This is a genomic window from Pelosinus sp. UFO1 (assembly GCF_000725345.1).
Lineage (GTDB): Bacteria > Bacillota > Negativicutes > DSM-13327 > DSM-13327 > Pelosinus.
In genome coordinates, this window is record NZ_CP008852.1 from 3,408,618 (window position 1) to 3,427,981 (window position 19,364).

The following is a 19,364-nucleotide window of genomic DNA, read 5'->3' on the forward strand; positions in this document are numbered from 1 at the left end:
CTATTTATATAATGGATAAGAAACACGCTAATAAAACCACGCACCAAGGCGGAACCTTCCAATACTGCAATAAACCAAAGCATAATAGCCCAATGGCAAAATCTTTAGAATTCCCGATAGAGTTTATCCAAACTGGATTGTATAAGGCAGCAAGTAATATACCAACAACAGCAGCATTAACAGCCCATAATACTTTTTGAAATTGAATTTGCTTACGAATTTGATTCCAAAATGGCATTACACCCCAAACCAACAGAAAAGAAGGTAGAAAAATGGCTATGGTTGCTACCATTGCACCCATCCAGCCATGAATTACAACACCTAAATAAGCAGCAAAAGTAAATAAGGGGCCTGGCACTGCTTGAGCAAGCCCATATCCCACAAGAAATTGACTACTGTCAACCCAGCCCGTAGGTACCATCTCTTTTTCAAGCATAGGTAGTACCACATGCCCACCACCAAATACTAAGGAACCAATACGAAAAAAAACATCAATTACATGAATCCACTCGCCGCCAAAGATCTGGCGCAGTATTGGTAAGCCTAATAATAAAATGAATAGCAATAAAAGTAACAAAAGGCCGGCTTGACGGCTTACCGGAAATGCTACCACCTGACCTTGACTTATCTTAACCGTATCTGCAAAAAACAATCCTAGGATTCCTGCAGCTACTAACACTATAATCTGAATATAAGCAGCAGGCCATAATAAAGTGACCATAGCCGCAGCCAAGACAATGGTAGCACGTTTCTTGTCAGGAGCTAACTTTGTCCCCATACCCCATACCGCTTGTGAAATAACCGCAACAGCCACGATTTTTAGACCATGTATAAAGTTTAATTGCTCCTCTCCTATTTCTTGCAAACCATAATAGGCATAAACAAGAAGCAACACAGAGGGTATCGTAAAACCAAGCCAAGCTAAAATTCCGCCAAGATAACCACCCCGATAAGTTCCAATGGCAATTCCAATTTGACTACTAGCTGGCCCAGGAAGAAACTGGCATAAAGCCACAATATCTGCATAAAAGACTTCATCAACCCATTTTCTCTTCTTTACGTACTCCTTATGAAAATATCCTAAGTGCGCTAAAGGCCCACCGAAAGACATCACTCCAAGATAGGTAGCTACTGCGAGAATTTCCCATAAGCGCCTTACATAAGACTCTTCTTTGTATTGCATCATCTCCCCCCCTGGAAACAAAATATCTCTATGAATAAGCATTCTTCTTCTACTTGTAATCACCTGCATATCTATTAAAAGATAGCATAATAAAATAATAGAGATCCAAGGGATAGCTTTTTAATTTTCCACTATAAATAATTGGCCAAAATTAGTAATGCATAAATTACTAGTAAAAGGTCAATCTATATCTTAAGGAATATAAAAACTGTGTATAAATACGAAAAAAATGTTTTGCTAATGACAAAAGGAGGTTCTTATGAAAACCACACATAACCAAAAATGGCTCAGTATTTTCCTCGGATTAGCATTGACAGCAATGTTGCTACTAGGTGGATGTACAAATATTACCCCTACGGAACCTACTCCTAGTCCTACTTCTCCTACTTCCCCCTCTCCCACTTCTCCTGCTAAACCAGTAACGGATGTAACGGTTGTTCGAGTCACCTATAGTTATGGTGCTACAGACAAAGTCCAGCTCTCTAACAATAATCTTGTATTAAAAGTTGGGCAAACATTAATTTTAGAGCCTGCACCAGGCCTTACTACAAATACACGTTTCACCTCTTCAGGGGAAAACTTCTTTGGTAATGTTATGAAGCAAGATGCAACTGGACAAGATAACACCAAAGCAAGCTTTACCGCAATTGCTCCAGGGAAAGGTAAACTTACCATCATTCCAAATACTAATGATACCGCTAGGGCTACCGACCTTTGGGTCACTGTTCAATAAGAAAAACAAAGCCGCTCTAAGACTTCTCTTTAAAAAGAGAGACCTTAGAGCGGTTTCATCATGTAACTTTATAAAATTAGTTATTTTTCTTGGCAACACGCGGAGTTTGTTAATCCACTATCATTAGGCCTCTCTTTGTTTTTTCGATTTCCTATATTCAGACGCTGCTCTAACATACCTGTTGTTAAGTATACACCACAAAATACTAGCAAGCCTCCAACCCCTTGTGCTCCGGTAACTCTTTCTCCTAATATACCACTAATAATAGCCGTAAAGACAGGAATCAAATTTAAAAATACACCTGCCTTACTAACTCCAATCTTCTGGACTGACAGATTCCAGAAAACAAAAGAACCTACAGAGGGGAATAATACCATATAAAGAATACCTGTAATGGCTATTGTGCCAATTTGCCCAATCTGTATACCCTGATTATAGGCAAAGGGGGCCATCAAGAGCACGGCAATCCCTGTAGATATCGCCGTTGCTGTAATCGGTGGTGTGGATATTCTTCTTGCAATTAGTGTATATAAAGTCCATATTATAACTGCCCCTACCATCAATAAATCACCCCGGTTGAACTGCAATTGAAGCAAACGCCCCATTTCACCATTTGTTAATACCACTAAAGCACCAATAAGGGAAAGTATCAACCCTAATGTCTGTAAGATAGAAATACGTTCTCGATATAAAATGATGGAACAAATGACGATGACCCCAGGATTTAGGGCGCTCACCAATGCGGCATTCGTTGGCGTTGTATATCCTAAGGCCGAATATAAAAATATATTATAACCGATAACCCCTAGTACCCCCATGCAAGACAATAAAAACCATTCCTTTTTCGCCCTATGCCATACAGGTTTTTCAATGTAGTGTGCAATAGGAACTAGAAAAAACATAGCCAAGCTCCATCGAGAAAAAGTAATCCAAAGTGGTGTTATATCTGCAATAACATACTTTCCAAAAACATAATTACCCGCCCAAAATAGATTGCAAATTACAAGTAGAAACCAAACCCGGTATTTTGACATATTCTTTCCACCCCTTACCTTCTGACACCTATAACCTTTTCTTCCTATAAATAAAAATGAGCCCAAGGATGGTTAGTCCTTGAGCTCCATTGCTTTAAATACTTATTTGTACTATATCATATTGGGATTGTTTTGTCACATACTATTATGACATCACTCCCTGATCCCAAAACCATTGTTGCTGTGTAATATCCACTAATTTTGTTTCATTCTTTTCATTATTTAACGTTTCTTCCGAAATTTCCTCTTCATTCTTATCAGCTACTCCCCGATCTAGAACGTTAGTATACCCGCTCATGAATGACTCCTCCTAATCTTTCTTTGCCTACTTTAATCTACTTATAACCTTTACTATTGCCTTAATTGTATATCTCTTATAAATTTAAGTGAAATATCAATTCAGTATATATCGCATTTAGATTATGAATAAGTAGATTTAAAATAGCCAAAAGAGCATAGGATTTGCGCTAATCTATATGTATACGCTTTTAAAATATATTTATTGCTAAAACATAAATAATACTTTTTTTATGATGGCGTTGCATTATCCCAAAACCATTGGTTCTGTGTAATATCAAACTCTTTATTATTGAAATCCATCCTAGTTTTTACAAATTGCAGCCATTCTTCAGTCGCATGAGAAATATACCTCTCTTTTTTCCATGCCATGGCCAACTGCAAATATACTTGAGGATTGGCCATAGGAATAGAAATTAACGCCTTACAATCCAGGTGCTGGCAAACTGTACTCGGTAAAAGAGCTATGCCAAAATGATCTGCTACAAGTTGTGTCATAAGTTCAAGCTGCAACGTTTCGAAAATAACTTTAGGACGAAACCCTGCCTGCATGCACCGCTCAATAATTACATCATTTAGACTAAAATCACTGCTATAAAGCACAAAGGATTCATTAATAAGACTAGCATAATCAATAACTTCGCATTTAGCAAAAGGGTGTCCAGGATACACTACAAGTCGTAGTGGATCTTGGATACTGCAAATCATTTCATAAAGTTCCTTCTCTCTAGGGGGAATACATATTATACCTACATCGAGTGTCCCATCTAGAATACCAATTTCAATTTTTTTAGATCCAAACTCGAACAAATCCAAATGGATGTTTGGGTATGCCTTTCTAAAAGGTCCAAATAAACGAGCAAAGGTTGTAAGGCCAGTAATCGGTGGAATACCGATCCTTATTTTTCCTGACTTTAATTTTGATCCACCAATCAGATTAACGTTTATATTTTGAAAAGATGAAACGATTTTAACTGCTTGTTCTAAAATGATTCCACCTGCATCAGTCAATTCAACATACTTTGTGCTACGGTAAAAAAGAGTAACTCCAAACTGATTTTCAATATCTTTGATTACTTTACTGATAGATGGTTGAGAAATATGCATTTCTTCAGCCGCCTTACTAAAACTCTTTTGTCGTGCTACTTCTATGAAATATTCCAAATGCCGTATCTCCATGTCGACCTCCTTTCAGATAAAGGTAAATACTTTTATCTGCCACTTTCTCACTATATCAACATAGATCCCTCTATTTTAAAATAACTCTGCAAGGCAATTATAATGAAAATTCAATTTAATTACAACTATAGAAATTTTTAACTTATAGGTTGAAATTTTGCACAAAAAAGCTTAACTAAGTAACTAACTGCAAGGCAACTCTAAACAGACTTCCCATTTATAAATTCAAAAGGAAAAACAATCTTTTTGTAGAAGATACAAGAAAATGAGCAAAACGATAAGGAGTACTAAATCTATGAGAAAATCGATTCTGTTAATTATACTATTTTGCTTATTCACTTTAGTAACATCTTTAGCTAGCGCTGGGCCTGCACCAAATTTATCAAACGTCCAGATTACACATGTTGGTGCTGACAATACTGGTTGGATAGACGTTAAACAAATTCCGATGACGACTTTGTATGGACAAAATTTTTATGTAGCTGTTCGTTTTACTGGATATCCTAATCCAAATCGTATTTTCTTATATCAAAATGGAGCACAAATTCCAGTTGAGCAAGTAACGGAACCTTTTGGTAGAGAAGGTATTGGTAATCCTTTTACTGGCTGGGTTTACCAATTTAAAGTTCCTATTTCCTATGGAACAGGAATTATTGCGGTACAAGCTGACGGTATACGCACGGGTACATATTATAGTACTGTATATGGAGTTAAAGCAAAACCTCAGCCTTAACTGAAAAAAGATAAAAAGAAGTAGGAGTGTATATCTCCTACTTTTTTTATCTCTACGCTTATCTCTTTTTCTTACTGTAATTCGAATACATTAACATGATATCGTTTATTTCTTATTTAGCATGATTTGCAAAATCTGGCCATCCGTCTGAACCATTCCTTGGCAAGCCAATTCTCCCAAATTGGCAATTGATTGATCCACATCCTCAGCAACGATACCTTCATTTTCAGTAACACGAATCCCTTCTAGGGCCATTAGTACTGCCTTATATCCAGACATAACTGAGGTAGAAACCTTCATTGCACAGCTATTCGATGCCCCATCACAGATAAGCCCTGCCACATCACCAATCATATTAGAAATAGCCATGCTGACCGCCTTAAAGTCTCCTTTCAGCAGCCAAGCCATTCCTGCTGCTGATCCCATAGAAGCAGTCGTAACGGCACAGAGGGCTGATAACTTAGGAAGCTTATCATGGATATAGATCGCCATCATGTGCGATAGTATCAAAGCCCTTGTTAGGGTCTCTTCATTGGCTTTTACATGCTCGGCTACCACAAGGACAGGCATTGTTGCCGATATACCTTGATTACCAGAACCAGAATTGGTCATAGCAGGCAGAGCGGCCCCGCCCATGCGCGCATCTGAAGCCGCAGTAGTACGCATCAAGATCTGAGTCAAGAGACCTTCCGGCAAAAGTCCTTGGTTCATCTGAAAATCCATTGTTGCGCCAATACGCAATCCATAGCGTCCGCTCATTCCTTCTTGAGATAGTGAGTTATTCAATATAGCAGCTTCACGGATAAAACCAATCAAATCTAATGGTGCATTGATGGCAAAATCATATACTTCCTGAGCTTTTAGACCAACCAAAGAAATTTCTTCTTCCTTCGTATCCTTTGCAGGATTCTCTGACTCCACTTGGAATACTATCTTGCCATTTTCCTCAATTTGTATCACATTTGTATGGCTATCAGCAATAGAGACTGTCACCCACTTGTCTTGACATATAACCTTTGCTTCTGAATATAAAATATGGGGTACATCCGCAATCGTTATTTGGACCCGCCCCTCTGCAATCATGCGCTTGCCTGTATCAACCTGTTCTGGCGTCAGGTTTTTAAGCACCTCTAGTTTTCCTTCGGGATCGCCGCCGATAGCACCTACAGCAGCTGCAATAAAGAGCCCTGTTGTACCAGTCCCCGGTACAGTAACCCCCATGCCATTTTTCATTAAATTTGCCGAGACCTTGGCTTCAATTTTTTCAACTGGTTTTCCTAACCTCTGAGCAGCGATAGCGGCAGCCAATGCTAAAGAAATTGGCTCCGTGCATCCTAAAGCAGGCACTACCTCCTTTTTTAAAACTTTGATGAATTTTAACCATAAGGGATTGATCTCTTTAGAAGCTATATTTTCCATGCTATTTAACATCCTTTCAAACTCTATTTAATTTTCAAATACGTAGTAAACAAAAATACACAGGGAGTGAGTAACATCTATATTGTTGGGATTCCTACAATATCTAAAAGCTCTCTTGGATGACTTAACTTTATCTTCGCATTGAGATTCGGATCTTTCGCTCCCCATAATGCAAGAGCAAAATCAACACTTGCATTATGGGCACTTTGCATGTCATAGCTAGTATCACCGATGTAAATCGCTTCAGCTGGAGATAATTTAGCCATTTTTAAACACTTTAATATCGGTTCTGGATCAGGCTTATGTTTCGTAGTGTCATCAGCACAAACTATATAATCAAAATAGTCATGTAAGCCAAAAGGGTAAAAATCGTCAATTAGCTCTTGCTTTGTTTTTGATGTTACAATACCTGTTTTAATCTTTAGATGATGCAAGTGTTTTATGATTTCTTCTAAATCGGGAAAAACCCGTATAGAGTTATAAAATTCCTTTAAATACTCATTCCACTTATCACATGCTTTTTCAGTATCTGCAATGTTTAACTGTTTTAATGCATCAAGTCCTGGAATGCCTAATACGAAAGACAATTCATTCGATGGGTAATCAATACCGGTCTCTACTTTTAATAATCTTTGTAATGAACCGATAACCGCTTTTTCTGTATCAATAATTGTTCCATCGATATCAAATATCAGATATTTGTACATGATTCATCCTCCATCCAAATTCTTAGTCTGACCAGTTTCAGACTAACTCTCGTGAACATGCCTAATACTATATTTACCAATAAAAAACAAACTCCTGCAAGCTTCTTTATGTTTACAGGAATTTGTTTTTTCCTTCTAGTTATAGAGCTGTCAATTTTAGTTTTGTTACCTAAAAGAACGCAATCCACACTCTTTAATACAATCTTGATATGCATCATATGCAGCTTGCTTTTGTGCAGGAGTATTGGCAGTTTGCAGAGCTCGATCGTATAGCATTTTACATCTGTCTAGACATATATTTACCTGTACATATATAGCTTGACTATACGGGAATGACAATAATCGTTTTAATGTATCGTAGTGGTAATAAAATTCATCCATAGTTAATGCAAATTGATGGTCATACAATCGATTTATACTGTCTGTCTTATCATAATTCCGCATTAAAAAACACTCCTTTTATCACTTTGTAACATCTTATGAAAAATAGCAGTATGATGTTCTAGGTTACTATAACGGTATTTGCCAAAAGCGCCATAGGAGGTGTATTTAGCTGATGACAATATTACAAGAAAAAGAAGCATTTGCCTTAAACAAATACTTCTTTTTACTATATTAGTCTGCCCTAGTATTTGATTTTTTTGTGCCTTACTAAAAACTATTCCAATTCAACAGTTACTTGAACGGTAGCTCCGATGGTTACTTTACCGGCTTGAATATTCGGTGCAGCCCCATCCATACTTGCTGCTTTTAGCATTCTGCTTTCCATCATAACTGGGTGATAAAACACACCAGACTCATTCACAAGGGTTACTCTAGCAACTCTTTTATTCAGCGTATTGGCAATTATTTCGGCTTTTTTCATCGCATCTGCAACAGCATCTTTTAATGCTTCGTTTTTGCTGTCTGTTTCATTTGCTGTTTCAAAACGAATCGAATTTATCTCATTGGCACCTGCGTTAGTAACTTCATTAACTAAAATTCCTACTTTATCAATAGAAGTACGGATTTCTAGGCCATTAGTTACACGGTACCCTTCCAGCTTAGGTAACTTATCTTTTTCATAGTTGTAAATTGGATCCACCTGGTATGTATTTGTTTTGATTTGTTCGTTTGTTACTCCCTGATCATTTAGACTAGCAAATACACGATTTACGATTTGAGTATTTTCATTCTTTGCTTTGTCTAGACTGGCATTAACCGAGTTCACGGAAAGCGTAATTTTGGCTACATCAGGAATAACTTCCTTTTGACTATTTCCAGTTACCTGTACCACTGTTTTGGAAGCCTCACTCGCAAAGGCTGGAACAGCTAACAGCAAGCTCATGGCCACCAATAGAATTGTTTTCTTAAACATTTTATATACCTCCAAATAATTTGATTTTGAACTAACAACATTGTTTGTTGTACCCTTCTACTCCTTTAAACGTTTGCTTTTGAAAAAGGTAACGGCAATATTAACCTTTTTTATCTAGCAAATTTTTAGGGAAGGACAGGAAGTAACCTGCCCTTCTACTCTTCTATTCTAAATCAAGTAGTAATTACCCCTTAATTGTTAGCTTATTTTTACTTAACACCTTACCCTTTTGATCAACAAAAGTAATATTCATAGTGCCACGTTCCCGCAGGATACTGGAATCAATCGTAACATAGTCATCAGGATAAATGATATTCATTGTAATGATTTCATCCGGGCGTGGACTTTTGGTATGAACATATACTGTCATATCATTTCCATGTAAAGTTACTTTTTCAATACCAATATCAGATTGAGCAGAAGAAGCTCCCATATTTGCAAACAGAACTATTTTATTATTAAACTCTGGTCTTTTGAACTTATTTATTATATTTTCTGAAACACGATTGTCATAGGCTAATTGTCCATCAGAATTGACGATAGTAGCAAAAAACATATCTTGAGGATACTCAGATTTATAGAATTTCCAATCTTCATACTTACTTGTCTCAAACAATATTTTCGTTTTCGATGGTTGTTCAGGTACATTATCGATTAATTGTGCTTTATAGGTTGTCCAAATTGCATCTGGACCGCCAAAAGGTTTAACTAAGATCATTGAATATTTTTTTCCCTGATGAATTACCTCAAAATCGATTTCCCCATGACGAGAAATTGCGCTACTACTTTGCTTTTTGACGATCGTAAAAGTATCTAGCTCGGTAAAGCCATAATTTTTCCCTTCGATTTTCGCAACTTGCATAGGGTCAAGACGCCAAAGTTCTCTGCCTTCATCTACGTTTTGTTGCCACCTGATTACTTTATCATAGTTAAGGCCTTCCACTCCTAGTCCTACGTCTGGCTTATGATGGTTATGAGTAGCCGTTGCCTTAACTTCCTTAATGGATATGATTTGCCAAATTTTGTTGCCAGATGATCCTGCTGGTTGCATTAATTCTACTACATAATATTTTGTACCGTGGCTTACAAGTACCTTTTTTCTGCCTTCAGTTTGTTCTAAAGGTGATACTAGGGTAATGGAATCATTCTGCCCATCAAAGCCGTATTTTTCTGCATCATTGCGTACTACTTCTACTGGATCCAATAACCAAGTTTGCTCCCCAGCATCCACAGCTTGCTGCCTTTTTGCCGCTAATTCTTTATCAACGGCAACAGCTACTGCCTTTTCATTTCCGTTCTCTTCTATAATGATTCTTTTGGCTTCTCCATCTTTGTTAAGAACTACGACTCCACCAACTACTTCCTCCTCTATAGGAGTAGCTATCTCTACATCATTAGAACTATCGTTTGTTTCTACCTTTGTTTCTGTAGAAACGGATGGCCTTAAATTAACCCATTTTGCTGCTGCAGCAACGCGCTCTGGCATGAATACTGGCATTGTAGCTGCAGTCAATATCGCTGCACCTGCTGCGAAGGATGCGATTTTTTTCATCTTACTGTTCATCTTATCTTTCTTCCTTTCACTGACTGATTAGTCATTCATAGTGATAAACGTAATACAATCCAAAAAGTAACGGATTGTATTACTATTTTTTTTACTTACTGTTCCATCTCTTTTTCAACCAGCGATTCTGTTATATTTTTCAGATCTTCCGATGTTTTTGCACCTTCGATTGTAATATCATACTTGTCAACCTTCGTAGTTAACCTGTTCATTGTCTCTTTTGTCTTTTCTGTCTCTTTTGCATTTTTAGCGAGAGGTTCTATTACTGTGCTTTTAACTCCCCTCTGCTCTTTCTCTTGTTTAGAAACTTGCCTACTCTTCACGTTACTCTCATCTTGTAGTTTTTGAGTAATAATTATTTCATCGTGATTACCCAAACTGTAAACCTGCTTGATTATCCCGGTAGTATTATCAATGGTTGTCGACGTTGCTGTTTGGTTAGGCATTGCCATGATCTTAGTAGATTTTCTTTCGGGTTGAATTGTTCTTTCTTCTTGCTCGGAATTAGTGAATGCTTTCGCCATAGAAACATTCTTTCGCATGGTTATATCCTTAGGCGTTTCTTCTTGAAGTAAAGCTACTGATTTTTGCTCTATTTCTGGCGATTGAGCCACATTTACGATTTCAGCAAGTGCCTTGGAAGCAGATGTAGTAGCTTTTTCTTCAACTGGTACAACCACAGGTGGTGCTTCTGTTTTCTCCTTAGATGGAGCCTGCCGAGTAACTACAGTGTCCATTGGTTTTGTACTCTTTGTTTCTTCGGATTGTTTTGCATTAGCTACCACTTTGGGTGCTTCTATACTACCATCCATTTGCTGGGCAATATTTTGATCAACTGACTGGGGCAATACAAACTGGACAAATGCCGCAATTACTACAGCGGCTGCTGTTCCTAGGAAGCCGCTATACAACCAATGTGTACGACGTTTCTGTTTTTTTGCCTGCAATTCAGCTGCGATATTATCAACAACTTCATCAATCAAAACACGTGGTAGTTCCTCCTGGTTATAAGACTGATTGATGAAAACAGCTAGGTCAGTTAATTGTTTTAGTTCTTCATCCTCCACACTAGGATGCCTACCTGCATTTATGCTATCCAAATATTGATTCAGTTCTTCTGCCTCGTTACATTCTTTTTGGCTCATCTCCCCACCTCCTTATCTCAATATGCCTACATCAAGACACATTTTACGTAAATTTTTTAATGCTCGCTGCTGAAGCATCTTGATTGCAGACTCCGTTTTATTCATCTGCAGGGCAACATCGCGAATCGATAAGCCTAAAATAACTCTTAATTTTACCGTTTCACGCTGCTCCTCAGGTAAACTTTCTACTAAATTAGCTATTTGTTCTTGCCCTTCAAGGCGAAGAGTATGTTCTTCTGGGTTTTCCCTTTTATCAAGAATTGATTCCTGATATTCGGTAATATTGACACTCTGTGGTGTACGGCCTTTCTTCCGCCAAAAATCTGTCACTGAATTTATGGCGATCCGTCCTAAATAACTTTTAAATGATACATCTTGAATTTTATATTGTGGTAGTGAACGAAATGCCTTCATAAAAGTGTCCTGAGTAATTTCCTTCGCATCATCTTCATTACCAAGTTTGCTATAAATAAACCGATAAATTGGTTGCCAATAGCTGGAAACCAAGGTATCCAGTGCTTCCCTATCTCCCTCTTGCGCTTTTGTAATAAGTATTTTTTCATCAGTCACCGCCCTGGTCACCCACCTTCTATCAGAAAACATCTGACATCTATTATAAACGCTACACATTGAAAAAAGTAACGCAATCTTCTACTTTATTTATCAATATTACTTTTTTAATAAAAAAACTCGTTTTCCCCGCAATAGGCAGGTGTAATATACCTTTAGCTAATGTAATCAAGATACATTTAAATAACATTTACGGTTCTTTCCAATTTGACAAAAGTATTAATAAAATAGTACAATCATTTTTATGGTAATATTTTGGTTAAAAAAAATCAGAATATCCTAATGAAGAAGCAAAATATGTACTAGAAGTTACACTATTAAGGAGGGTCTATATTGAGTATTTTAAAAGATTGGAAAATTCATGTTGCTGCTTTCATCATTGTTGTTATCTGCGAGTTAATTGGAGCACATAAAGTGCAAATGGGTCCTGGTGTATTGTTGTTTTTACCTATGTTATACGCCATGGTATTAGGGGGCATCGTAAGCTGGCCACGGCTTAAGATTATTAATCTGCAAGAAATGAATGCTGCTTCCACTGTCTTGAGTTTGACTACCTTTATTTTAGTTGCCAAATTAGGATTAATTATCGGTCCATCCCTAGTTAAAGTGGTTCAATCTGGCCTAGCCCTATCACTGCAAGAGTTAGGACATTTCTTGGGTACCGTAATTTTAGGCTTACCTTTAGCAATCTTCTTAGGACTGGGTCGTGAGGCGATCGGAGCAACTTTCTCCATTGACCGTGAACCGAACATTGCTATTATTGCTGAAAAGTACGGAATGGATTCACCAGAAGGACGAGGTGTTATGTCCGTATATATTTGTGGCACCTTGTTTGGTGCCGTGTGGCTTGGATTATTAGCAGGATATTTAGCAGCTCTCAATCTGTTTCATCCTTACGCATTAGCCATGGGGGCAGGGGTTGGCTCGGGCAGTATGATGGCAGCTGCATCAGGTGCTATTATAGCAGTATTCCCTGAGAATAAAAATGAAATCTTAATGTATGCTGGGGCAAGTAATTTGTTAACAACAATTATCGGAATTTATTTCTGCTTATTTGTTTCATTACCTTTAACCGAACGGTTATATAAAATTCTTACACCAATCATCGGTAAAAATCAAGCCAACCCGAAAACTCATGGAGGTGTGGCAAAATGAAAACAGGTGAAACAGTTTTAGTATTACTACTTATGGGAGTTATGATTGTTGTGGGCAATACGATTGGCTATCATTACCCGATCACAGATGCTATGATCGGGTATTTAATGATTATGGCCGTTACACTTATAGGAATGGGCCTTGCTAAAATTATGCCAATTAAATTACCAATGGTATTTTGGATTTCCCTTATTGCTTTGTTAGCAACATCACCTATATCGCCCTATGCTGGATTGATTACCGCTTATACCAATAAGGTCGATTTTCTGGCATTGATTACACCTATTTTGGCTTATGCCGGTCTATCAGTTGGTAAAGATTTAGTTATGTTTAAGAAAATGTCATGGCGTATTGTCATCGTAGCATTGACCGTATATACAGGAACATTTGTATGCGCAACTGCCGTCGCTCAACTTATGCTAAAATTAGAAGGTATCATATAACACTACCTACATAATATAAGAAAAGACTTGGTTTGTGCCAAGTCCTCGGACGCAGGCAGAAGCCTTAGTCGTTCTTACTTGGAATCAAGAAAGTGTTATACTTTCTGATTCCGCTAAAAAGCAAGCAAGGAGTTTTAATACTCTTTGCTTGCTTTAATTCTATATATATATCACAGTCATTTTTCTATCAATTAATTTTTTTCATCTCTTTCTCTAATTATTGCTATAGTTTCAGGTTAAACTAACAGTAAATATCGGAGGTGTTTTACTTGGAAAATTCCACTACTAATGACATTCTCAATGCCTATAATAAAGAGCAGTCGGAAAATGAGCCTCAATATATGACAGCGCAAAATGGAGTTCAGGAAAATCCCGATGCGCCACCTCAGCAGAAAGAAATGCATACTATAGAACCGCCTAAAGTTACTACGCAACATTACTAGAATGCTAGACCTAAGTAATATTTTCATAGAATGTCTCTTAATTGGAAATTGCATAAGAAAAGACTTGGCTTGTGCCAAGTCCTCGGACGCAGGCAGAAGCCTTAGTCGTTCTTACTTGGAATCAAGAAAGTGTTATACTTTCTGATTCCGTAAAAAAGTATTTGCATCAGGCAAATACTTTTTTATTTTCTGTAAAAAAAATAAAGCACATTGATAAAGCTGTTGGATCATTAAAAAGACCTAAATTTTAAGATAACGAAGTGGGTATTATTACCATTTATCATAATTCTAAGACAGTTCTACTAACACTTTTTCAAACATAAAAATCCCTATAAGAGGTGCTTATCTTTAAAATCTAGTACAAAAGTTATTTTTCATTTCATTAACCAGCTATCTTTTTACGCAAATCATCTAAGCACATTTACTGAAAACTGGATACATAATTACTTCATCAATAAGGAGCTCACCATGAAATTATACAAGGGACTGTTATGCGCATTTGTTTTTTCTTTAATAATTTCCATGAAGATTGAAGACCATTTAGTCGATATATCACCAGTTATCTCGCAAGTTCCTACCTCTCAGAAAGTAGTCGCCTTAACTTTTGATGATGGGCCCCTAGGCGAAAGTACAGCTGAAATTCTAGGCATTTTAAGAGAAAAAAATGCGAAGGCCACCTTTTTTGTAGTCGGCGAGCAAGTTGAAAGGTATCCAAAGCTTGTAGAGCAAGAAATTGCAGAAGGGCATGAAGTTGGTAACCACAGCTATAGCCATCCAGAATTAACTAAACTACGCAAAGGTAAAATTAAAGAAGAACTGGCTAAAACAGAAAAAGCGATTTTGAAAGTAGCCCCCAAACCTACTCTTTTTCGTCCACCGGGCGGTTTCTATAATGACACAATCTTACAGCTGAATAGAGACAATGAATACATCACAATTTTATGGTCAATTGATCCCTTTGATTGGCGATCTCCTTCCGTCGGAGAAATCGTTGATACAATCTTAAAAGATATTAAACCAGGAAGTATTATTCTTTTGCATGATGGAAAATATCCCTCGGCGACACCTGAGGCAGTTGAGTTCATTATTGATAGTCTTCAATCTCGCGGTTATCAATTCGTTACAATTAGTGAACTACTACAATATTATGAAAAAAAACCTTGATTCCCAATCCGATCCCAGCATCTAGCTATAAAAAAACGCGCAACCCTTTTAAAGGGATAAGCGCGTAATTGCTTACTACAATATGTAATTGTATAAAGAGCCCGTAATGATCTACGCTACAGCCAATACCGATCATTACATACCTATACGCAATCTTTCGACTACCCACAAGCATTACACAACCGATACTGACCTTTGCTCGACTGCCACAGATACCTACCGAACCGGTCGCAATCTCCCGACAACGGCCGACCCCTATATCTTCAGCACCCATGACAGTCTTAGCTCGACCGTTATACATCCCTTTTGACCACACGACAACAGTTGGGCTGCCGTACAGCCTTACAAGACATATAACGATCTGCCCGCCGACTACTGCCGAACCTTTCGACCCGACAATAATCTTTGGCCGACCAATACCGAACCCTATTAAGATCCGGCACCAGTCTTGGCTCAACCATTACGAACCCTCTACAATAAATAGTATGGCTTTTAAACAGAACTCAATACCTGGTAAATTTTTTTTATTTGTTCCTATACAATGGAATAGGAACAACAAACTTGCTAGAGAAAGAACTGGAAAATTATATAAAGGATTTTTCTTTATTTCATGGAAGTTATATCCTAAATGATGAAAAATAGAAGAAGGTGTCGCAATATGCAAATAGGGCAACAAGCTGGACAACCTATACAAGCTATTTCCCCACTTGCTCGGAGTAGATGGGGCATCTGGTGGAAGCTACTTCGACCACACACTCTAACAGCATCCTTTATCCCAGTAGCAATCGGTACAGTTTTAGCATTCCCTTCTCAGCATTTTCGTCTAGATTTATTTATTATTATGCTTATAGCTAGTATTTTGATTCAAGTTGCTACGAATATATTCAATGAATATTATGACTACAAACGCGGTTTGGATCATGAACATTCCGTTGGGATTGGGGGTGCCATTGTTCGGTACGGGGTTTCCCCCAGGAAGATATTATCAGTTGCCCAATATACCACGGCTACCGCTATCCTGTTAGGTCTATACCTTTGCTATGAGAGTAGTTGGTATCTGTTACCGATTGGTCTTTGCTGCGCTGCTGTAGGCTATCTCTATTCTGGTGGTCCTTTTCCCATTTCTGCAACACCTTTTGGTGAGTTAGTTTCAGGAGTTTGTATGGGCCTCGTAATTATTGTTATTTCCTTCTTTCTTCAAACTGGTACTGTTACGAATATCGCCATTATGGGTTCTATATCTACCTCTGTTCTTATTGGTGCCATATTAATGTCTAACAATTTGCGTGATTTAGAAGACGATAAAAACCATGGTCGACAAACGCTAGCGATTCTCTTAAAACGCTCTAAAGCAACATACTGCTTAATGGGAATGTTTATTTTTTCCTACCTATGGATTATCTTCTTGGCAGCAATCGAAATATTACCTTATTGGTCTCTTTTAACTTTTATTAGTATACCTAAAGCAATCCAAGCATCTCGAGGGTTTCAAAAGAATATAACTCCAGAATCCCTAGCGCCTGCCATGGTGGCTACAGCGCAAACCAACACTCTTTTTGGCTTCTCCTTGATTCTCGGTTTACTTTTTCATTATTGGTGAATACAATACAAAATATCAAAATAGGCCTATATCAAGAAATAGTAGGCTTCATTGCTATTTTTTTGCTATGTTACTCCCTTAATCACTAATGTGTGCATATTATGTATTAATATTGGAAAAAGGGGGTAAGCCAATATGATCAAAAAATCCGATTGGGACGAATCTTTCATCTGTGAAGATGACTGTGACGATTTGATGGATTCTTATCAAGAGTGCTTTACTAAAGCGGAGGTTGATTTAAGAGATTGTATGCGTCTGCTTTGGCAACAACATGTGTATTGGACAAGAATGACAATCATAAGCATTGTGAATGAATTACCTGACGAAGAAGCAACAACCAAGCGGCTCCTACGTAATGCCAAGGATTTTGAAATGGTTTTTAAGCACTTTTATGGCCATAGAGCAGCCCATGAATTTGGTTGTTTAATTACGGACCATCTAGTTATCGCGGCTGAACTCGTCAAAGCTGCTAAAGCTGGTCAAAGCCAAGCAGCAGCAGATGCCGAGAAACGATGGTATGCCAATGCTGATGATATTGTTTGCTTTCTAGCTCACATCAATCCCTATTGGACTAAGAAATGTATGAGACAAATGTGGTATAAACATTTGTCATTAACGAAAGCAGAAGCCGTTGCAATCATTGCCAAAGATTATACAAAGAGTATCGCAATCTTTGAGCAAATTGAAGAAGAGGCTTTAATTATGGCAGACATCTTCGCCAATGGCATTGTAAAACAATTCCCGGAAAGATTTGTATAAAGAAAACTAAGATTTAGGTGGAGCTAAATTCTACCCAAATCTTAGTTTTTATTTTACGGAATCAGAAAGTATAACACTTTCTTGATTCCAAGTAAGAACGACTAAGGCTTCTGCCTGCGTCCGAGGACTTGGCACAAGCCAAGTCTTTTCTTATCTTTTTTTAAAAGAGCCGAAGGCTCTCACAATTTTTTTATTTATTACGTACAAAATGTAGTATGGAGCATTTTGTAGTACTTATCTTTTCGGATGGATCATTAGAACCAACTACTACAAGACCACATTTAGAGCATCGGGTAAAACATCTTTTTTCCATCATGCCAACTGGCGTAATATCTACCGTCTCAAAAAGAGTACTGCCGCAACGGCACTTTCTTTTACTCATAGTAATACCTTCCTTATATTTAAGCGCTAGCCCACAAAGAAACTAGCGTAAATCCATTATTTTTACATCTTTAATCTGGGAGCCAAGATCCAGCGACGTTTCGATAATCAATTGTAAATTACCATTTTGTGTGTTAATCGTTAGCTCAGGATATGCCGCCAGTAATGCCTTATGCACTGATTCTTTGCTTGGTTTACCTTCAACTGTAATCGTCATTGTATCGCCAAGCCCTTCTTTAGCTACTGTCAATTTTATCCGACCAGTAGCATTAGAGACCTTACTTATCGCATCAGCAATTACACGACCATAAAGGTTCATGTCGCCTGCAACGATCATGTCATCAGTACGTCCTTTAATCTTAATAGCCCTAAGTGGCAGCCAGCATTTACATTCCGCCCAGCTTGCCTTATCTCCAGATCGATAACGAAGTAATGGCATACCTTCCCTACGGATGGTGGTAAATACTAATTCCCCTTCCTCCGCTGGTTGACCAGTGATCGGATCAATAATTTCTGTGATAAGATGCAGATCATTCAGGTGAAAAGCACTGCATTCTGGCAGAGCAATCGTTTGAGCACTGCCAATTTCCGTTGAACCGTAACTATCAAAAACAGCTGCACCCCAATATCCAGTAAATAATTCTTTATGCGCTGAAGTCAATAATTCACCAACGAGTATAATTTTATCAAGGTGGTATTGATAACCTATTTCTTGTGCCTCACGGGTCAAGGCTGTCATATAGGACGGAGAAGAAAAAATAAAGTTAGGTGAAAAGCGCTGCATCCATTTAATGGTTTCCTTCGGGTTGTCAGCACCAACATTTAACGGTAACCCGCCTGCACGTTCCACCGCACGCTGTACACTGGCGCCGCCAATCCACAGACCATGCCCGATGGGCAGGGCAACCAAAGCAACAAGTCTTCCTGTATGCACAACACGAATTGCCGCGCCATAAAGATTGGACAGTGTCTGCATTTCACGATAGGTATAATACATTCTTTTGGGTTCACCGGTTGTACCTGAAGTAGTGAACACAGCAGACATTTTTTCTTCTGGCACACAAAGAAAATCCTGCCATTTTCTTATATCATTTGCAGTAGTAAAGGCAAGCTTATGTAAATCACCAGCCTTCCTTATATCTTCAGGACGTACTTTACATTGTTCAAACATACGCTGATAAAAAGGTGAATGTGCATACACATACTCTATAACATTGCGCAGTCGCCGTTCTTGAATGGCAACAATTAACTCCGGCTTTAGTCCGTGTTCCATCATGTTACGCAAAAAATTACCGGCCTTTTTGACTACTGCCGGCTGATAGTTACGTTCTTCAAAACGCCGCAGTGTTTTGTCAATAACTTCTGCAATCATAAATCTTCTCCTATATAATCTGGTTATAATCTCATTTTTATCGTCTTTTTCTAATTATGTCCGAACCGTTAGCCCTTATGCATTCTAAAAGTATATCTGCAAGGCTTTTTGCCGACACTGTTAGTA

General features: G+C 37.9%; 22 protein-coding genes. 8 read left to right on the top strand and 14 right to left on the bottom strand.

Annotated elements, in window-relative coordinates:
* Positions 1 to 4: 4 nt before the first annotated feature.
* On the bottom strand, positions 5 to 1,186 hold the full coding sequence (gene chrA, locus UFO1_RS16155; protein ID WP_038672479.1) for a chromate efflux transporter: 1,182 nt from the start codon (positions 1,184 to 1,186) through the stop codon (positions 5 to 7).
* Between the two features lie 256 nt (positions 1,187 to 1,442).
* On the opposite strand from chrA, the gene UFO1_RS16160 reads away from it, so the two are divergent.
* Entirely contained in the window at positions 1,443 to 1,916 is a 474-nt protein-coding gene (locus UFO1_RS16160; RefSeq protein ID WP_038672481.1) for a hypothetical protein, read from the top strand.
* Positions 1,917 to 1,996: 80 nt separating this feature from the next.
* Here UFO1_RS16160 and UFO1_RS16165 read toward each other — a convergent pair whose 3' ends face one another.
* From UFO1_RS16165 to UFO1_RS16170, 3 genes are all read right to left on the bottom strand, one after another.
* Entirely contained in the window at positions 1,997 to 2,950 is a 954-nt protein-coding gene (locus UFO1_RS16165) for a DMT family transporter (protein ID WP_051788969.1), read from the bottom strand.
* Between the two features lie 145 nt (positions 2,951 to 3,095).
* On the bottom strand, positions 3,096 to 3,248 hold the full coding sequence (locus tag UFO1_RS25475; RefSeq protein WP_173406225.1) for a hypothetical protein: 153 nt from the start codon (positions 3,246 to 3,248) through the stop codon (positions 3,096 to 3,098).
* 230 nt (positions 3,249 to 3,478) lie between these two features.
* Complete coding sequence (locus UFO1_RS16170; protein ID WP_038672483.1) at positions 3,479 to 4,426, bottom strand: LysR family transcriptional regulator; 948 nt, start codon at positions 4,424 to 4,426, stop codon at positions 3,479 to 3,481.
* Between the two features lie 295 nt (positions 4,427 to 4,721).
* On the opposite strand from UFO1_RS16170, the gene UFO1_RS16175 reads away from it, so the two are divergent.
* Complete coding sequence (locus tag UFO1_RS16175; RefSeq protein WP_038672485.1) at positions 4,722 to 5,159, top strand: DUF4879 domain-containing protein; 438 nt, start codon at positions 4,722 to 4,724, stop codon at positions 5,157 to 5,159.
* Between the two features lie 105 nt (positions 5,160 to 5,264).
* Here UFO1_RS16175 and UFO1_RS16180 read toward each other — a convergent pair whose 3' ends face one another.
* The 7 genes from UFO1_RS16180 to UFO1_RS16210 form a co-directional block, all read right to left on the bottom strand.
* Positions 5,265 to 6,578: a serine dehydratase subunit alpha family protein gene (locus UFO1_RS16180; RefSeq protein WP_038672487.1), complete on the bottom strand. Its 1,314-nt coding sequence runs from the start codon at positions 6,576 to 6,578 to the stop codon at positions 5,265 to 5,267.
* A 77-nt stretch (positions 6,579 to 6,655) separates the two neighbouring features.
* The gene (locus UFO1_RS16185; protein WP_038672489.1) at positions 6,656 to 7,285 is read right to left on the bottom strand and encodes an HAD family hydrolase; all 630 of its coding nucleotides are present in this window, start codon (positions 7,283 to 7,285) and stop codon (positions 6,656 to 6,658) included.
* A 165-nt stretch (positions 7,286 to 7,450) separates the two neighbouring features.
* Positions 7,451 to 7,729, bottom strand: a complete 279-nt coding sequence (locus tag UFO1_RS16190; protein ID WP_038672491.1) for a hypothetical protein — start codon at positions 7,727 to 7,729, stop codon at positions 7,451 to 7,453.
* Between the two features lie 214 nt (positions 7,730 to 7,943).
* Entirely contained in the window at positions 7,944 to 8,642 is a 699-nt protein-coding gene (locus tag UFO1_RS16195) for an SIMPL domain-containing protein (RefSeq protein ID WP_038672493.1), read from the bottom strand.
* Positions 8,643 to 8,826: 184 nt separating this feature from the next.
* A complete protein-coding gene (locus UFO1_RS24125; protein ID WP_051788970.1) occupies positions 8,827 to 10,206 on the bottom strand; it encodes a protease complex subunit PrcB family protein in 1,380 nt (459 codons plus the stop codon).
* Positions 10,207 to 10,301: 95 nt separating this feature from the next.
* On the bottom strand, positions 10,302 to 11,351 hold the full coding sequence (locus UFO1_RS16205; protein ID WP_038672495.1) for a hypothetical protein: 1,050 nt from the start codon (positions 11,349 to 11,351) through the stop codon (positions 10,302 to 10,304).
* A gap of 12 nt (positions 11,352 to 11,363) precedes the next feature.
* A complete protein-coding gene (locus UFO1_RS16210; protein ID WP_038672497.1) occupies positions 11,364 to 11,921 on the bottom strand; it encodes an RNA polymerase sigma factor in 558 nt (185 codons plus the stop codon).
* Between the two features lie 333 nt (positions 11,922 to 12,254).
* On the opposite strand from UFO1_RS16210, the gene UFO1_RS16215 reads away from it, so the two are divergent.
* From UFO1_RS16215 to UFO1_RS16230, 4 genes are all read left to right on the top strand, one after another.
* Positions 12,255 to 13,076 (top strand): DUF3100 domain-containing protein, encoded by an 822-nt coding sequence (locus tag UFO1_RS16215; protein ID WP_038672500.1) that lies wholly within the window; start codon positions 12,255 to 12,257, stop codon positions 13,074 to 13,076.
* On the top strand, positions 13,073 to 13,519 hold the full coding sequence (locus UFO1_RS16220; RefSeq protein ID WP_038672502.1) for a hypothetical protein: 447 nt from the start codon (positions 13,073 to 13,075) through the stop codon (positions 13,517 to 13,519). The genes UFO1_RS16215 and UFO1_RS16220 overlap by 4 nt, the downstream gene beginning before the upstream one ends.
* A 269-nt stretch (positions 13,520 to 13,788) precedes the next feature.
* Positions 13,789 to 13,962, top strand: coding sequence for a hypothetical protein (locus tag UFO1_RS25290; RefSeq protein WP_158442839.1), 174 nt, complete (start codon positions 13,789 to 13,791; stop codon positions 13,960 to 13,962).
* A 468-nt stretch (positions 13,963 to 14,430) separates the two neighbouring features.
* Positions 14,431 to 15,126, top strand: a complete 696-nt coding sequence (locus tag UFO1_RS16230; RefSeq protein ID WP_038672504.1) for a polysaccharide deacetylase family protein — start codon at positions 14,431 to 14,433, stop codon at positions 15,124 to 15,126.
* A 25-nt stretch (positions 15,127 to 15,151) separates the two neighbouring features.
* Here UFO1_RS16230 and UFO1_RS16235 read toward each other — a convergent pair whose 3' ends face one another.
* Positions 15,152 to 15,583, bottom strand: a complete 432-nt coding sequence (locus UFO1_RS16235; protein WP_236639222.1) for a hypothetical protein — start codon at positions 15,581 to 15,583, stop codon at positions 15,152 to 15,154.
* A gap of 201 nt (positions 15,584 to 15,784) precedes the next feature.
* Between UFO1_RS16235 and UFO1_RS16240 the strand changes: the two genes are divergently transcribed.
* Entirely contained in the window at positions 15,785 to 16,726 is a 942-nt protein-coding gene (locus UFO1_RS16240) for a 1,4-dihydroxy-2-naphthoate polyprenyltransferase (RefSeq protein ID WP_038672506.1), read from the top strand.
* Between the two features lie 135 nt (positions 16,727 to 16,861).
* Positions 16,862 to 17,485 (top strand): hypothetical protein, encoded by a 624-nt coding sequence (locus UFO1_RS16245; protein ID WP_236639223.1) that lies wholly within the window; start codon positions 16,862 to 16,864, stop codon positions 17,483 to 17,485.
* 190 nt (positions 17,486 to 17,675) lie between these two features.
* Here UFO1_RS16245 and UFO1_RS16250 read toward each other — a convergent pair whose 3' ends face one another.
* Together UFO1_RS16250 and UFO1_RS16255 are read right to left on the bottom strand one after the other, a co-directional pair.
* Positions 17,676 to 17,867 (bottom strand): hypothetical protein, encoded by a 192-nt coding sequence (locus UFO1_RS16250; protein WP_038672508.1) that lies wholly within the window; start codon positions 17,865 to 17,867, stop codon positions 17,676 to 17,678.
* 42 nt (positions 17,868 to 17,909) lie between these two features.
* Positions 17,910 to 19,238: a phenylacetate--CoA ligase family protein gene (locus tag UFO1_RS16255; RefSeq protein WP_038672509.1), complete on the bottom strand. Its 1,329-nt coding sequence runs from the start codon at positions 19,236 to 19,238 to the stop codon at positions 17,910 to 17,912.
* Positions 19,239 to 19,364: the final 126 nt, after the last annotated feature.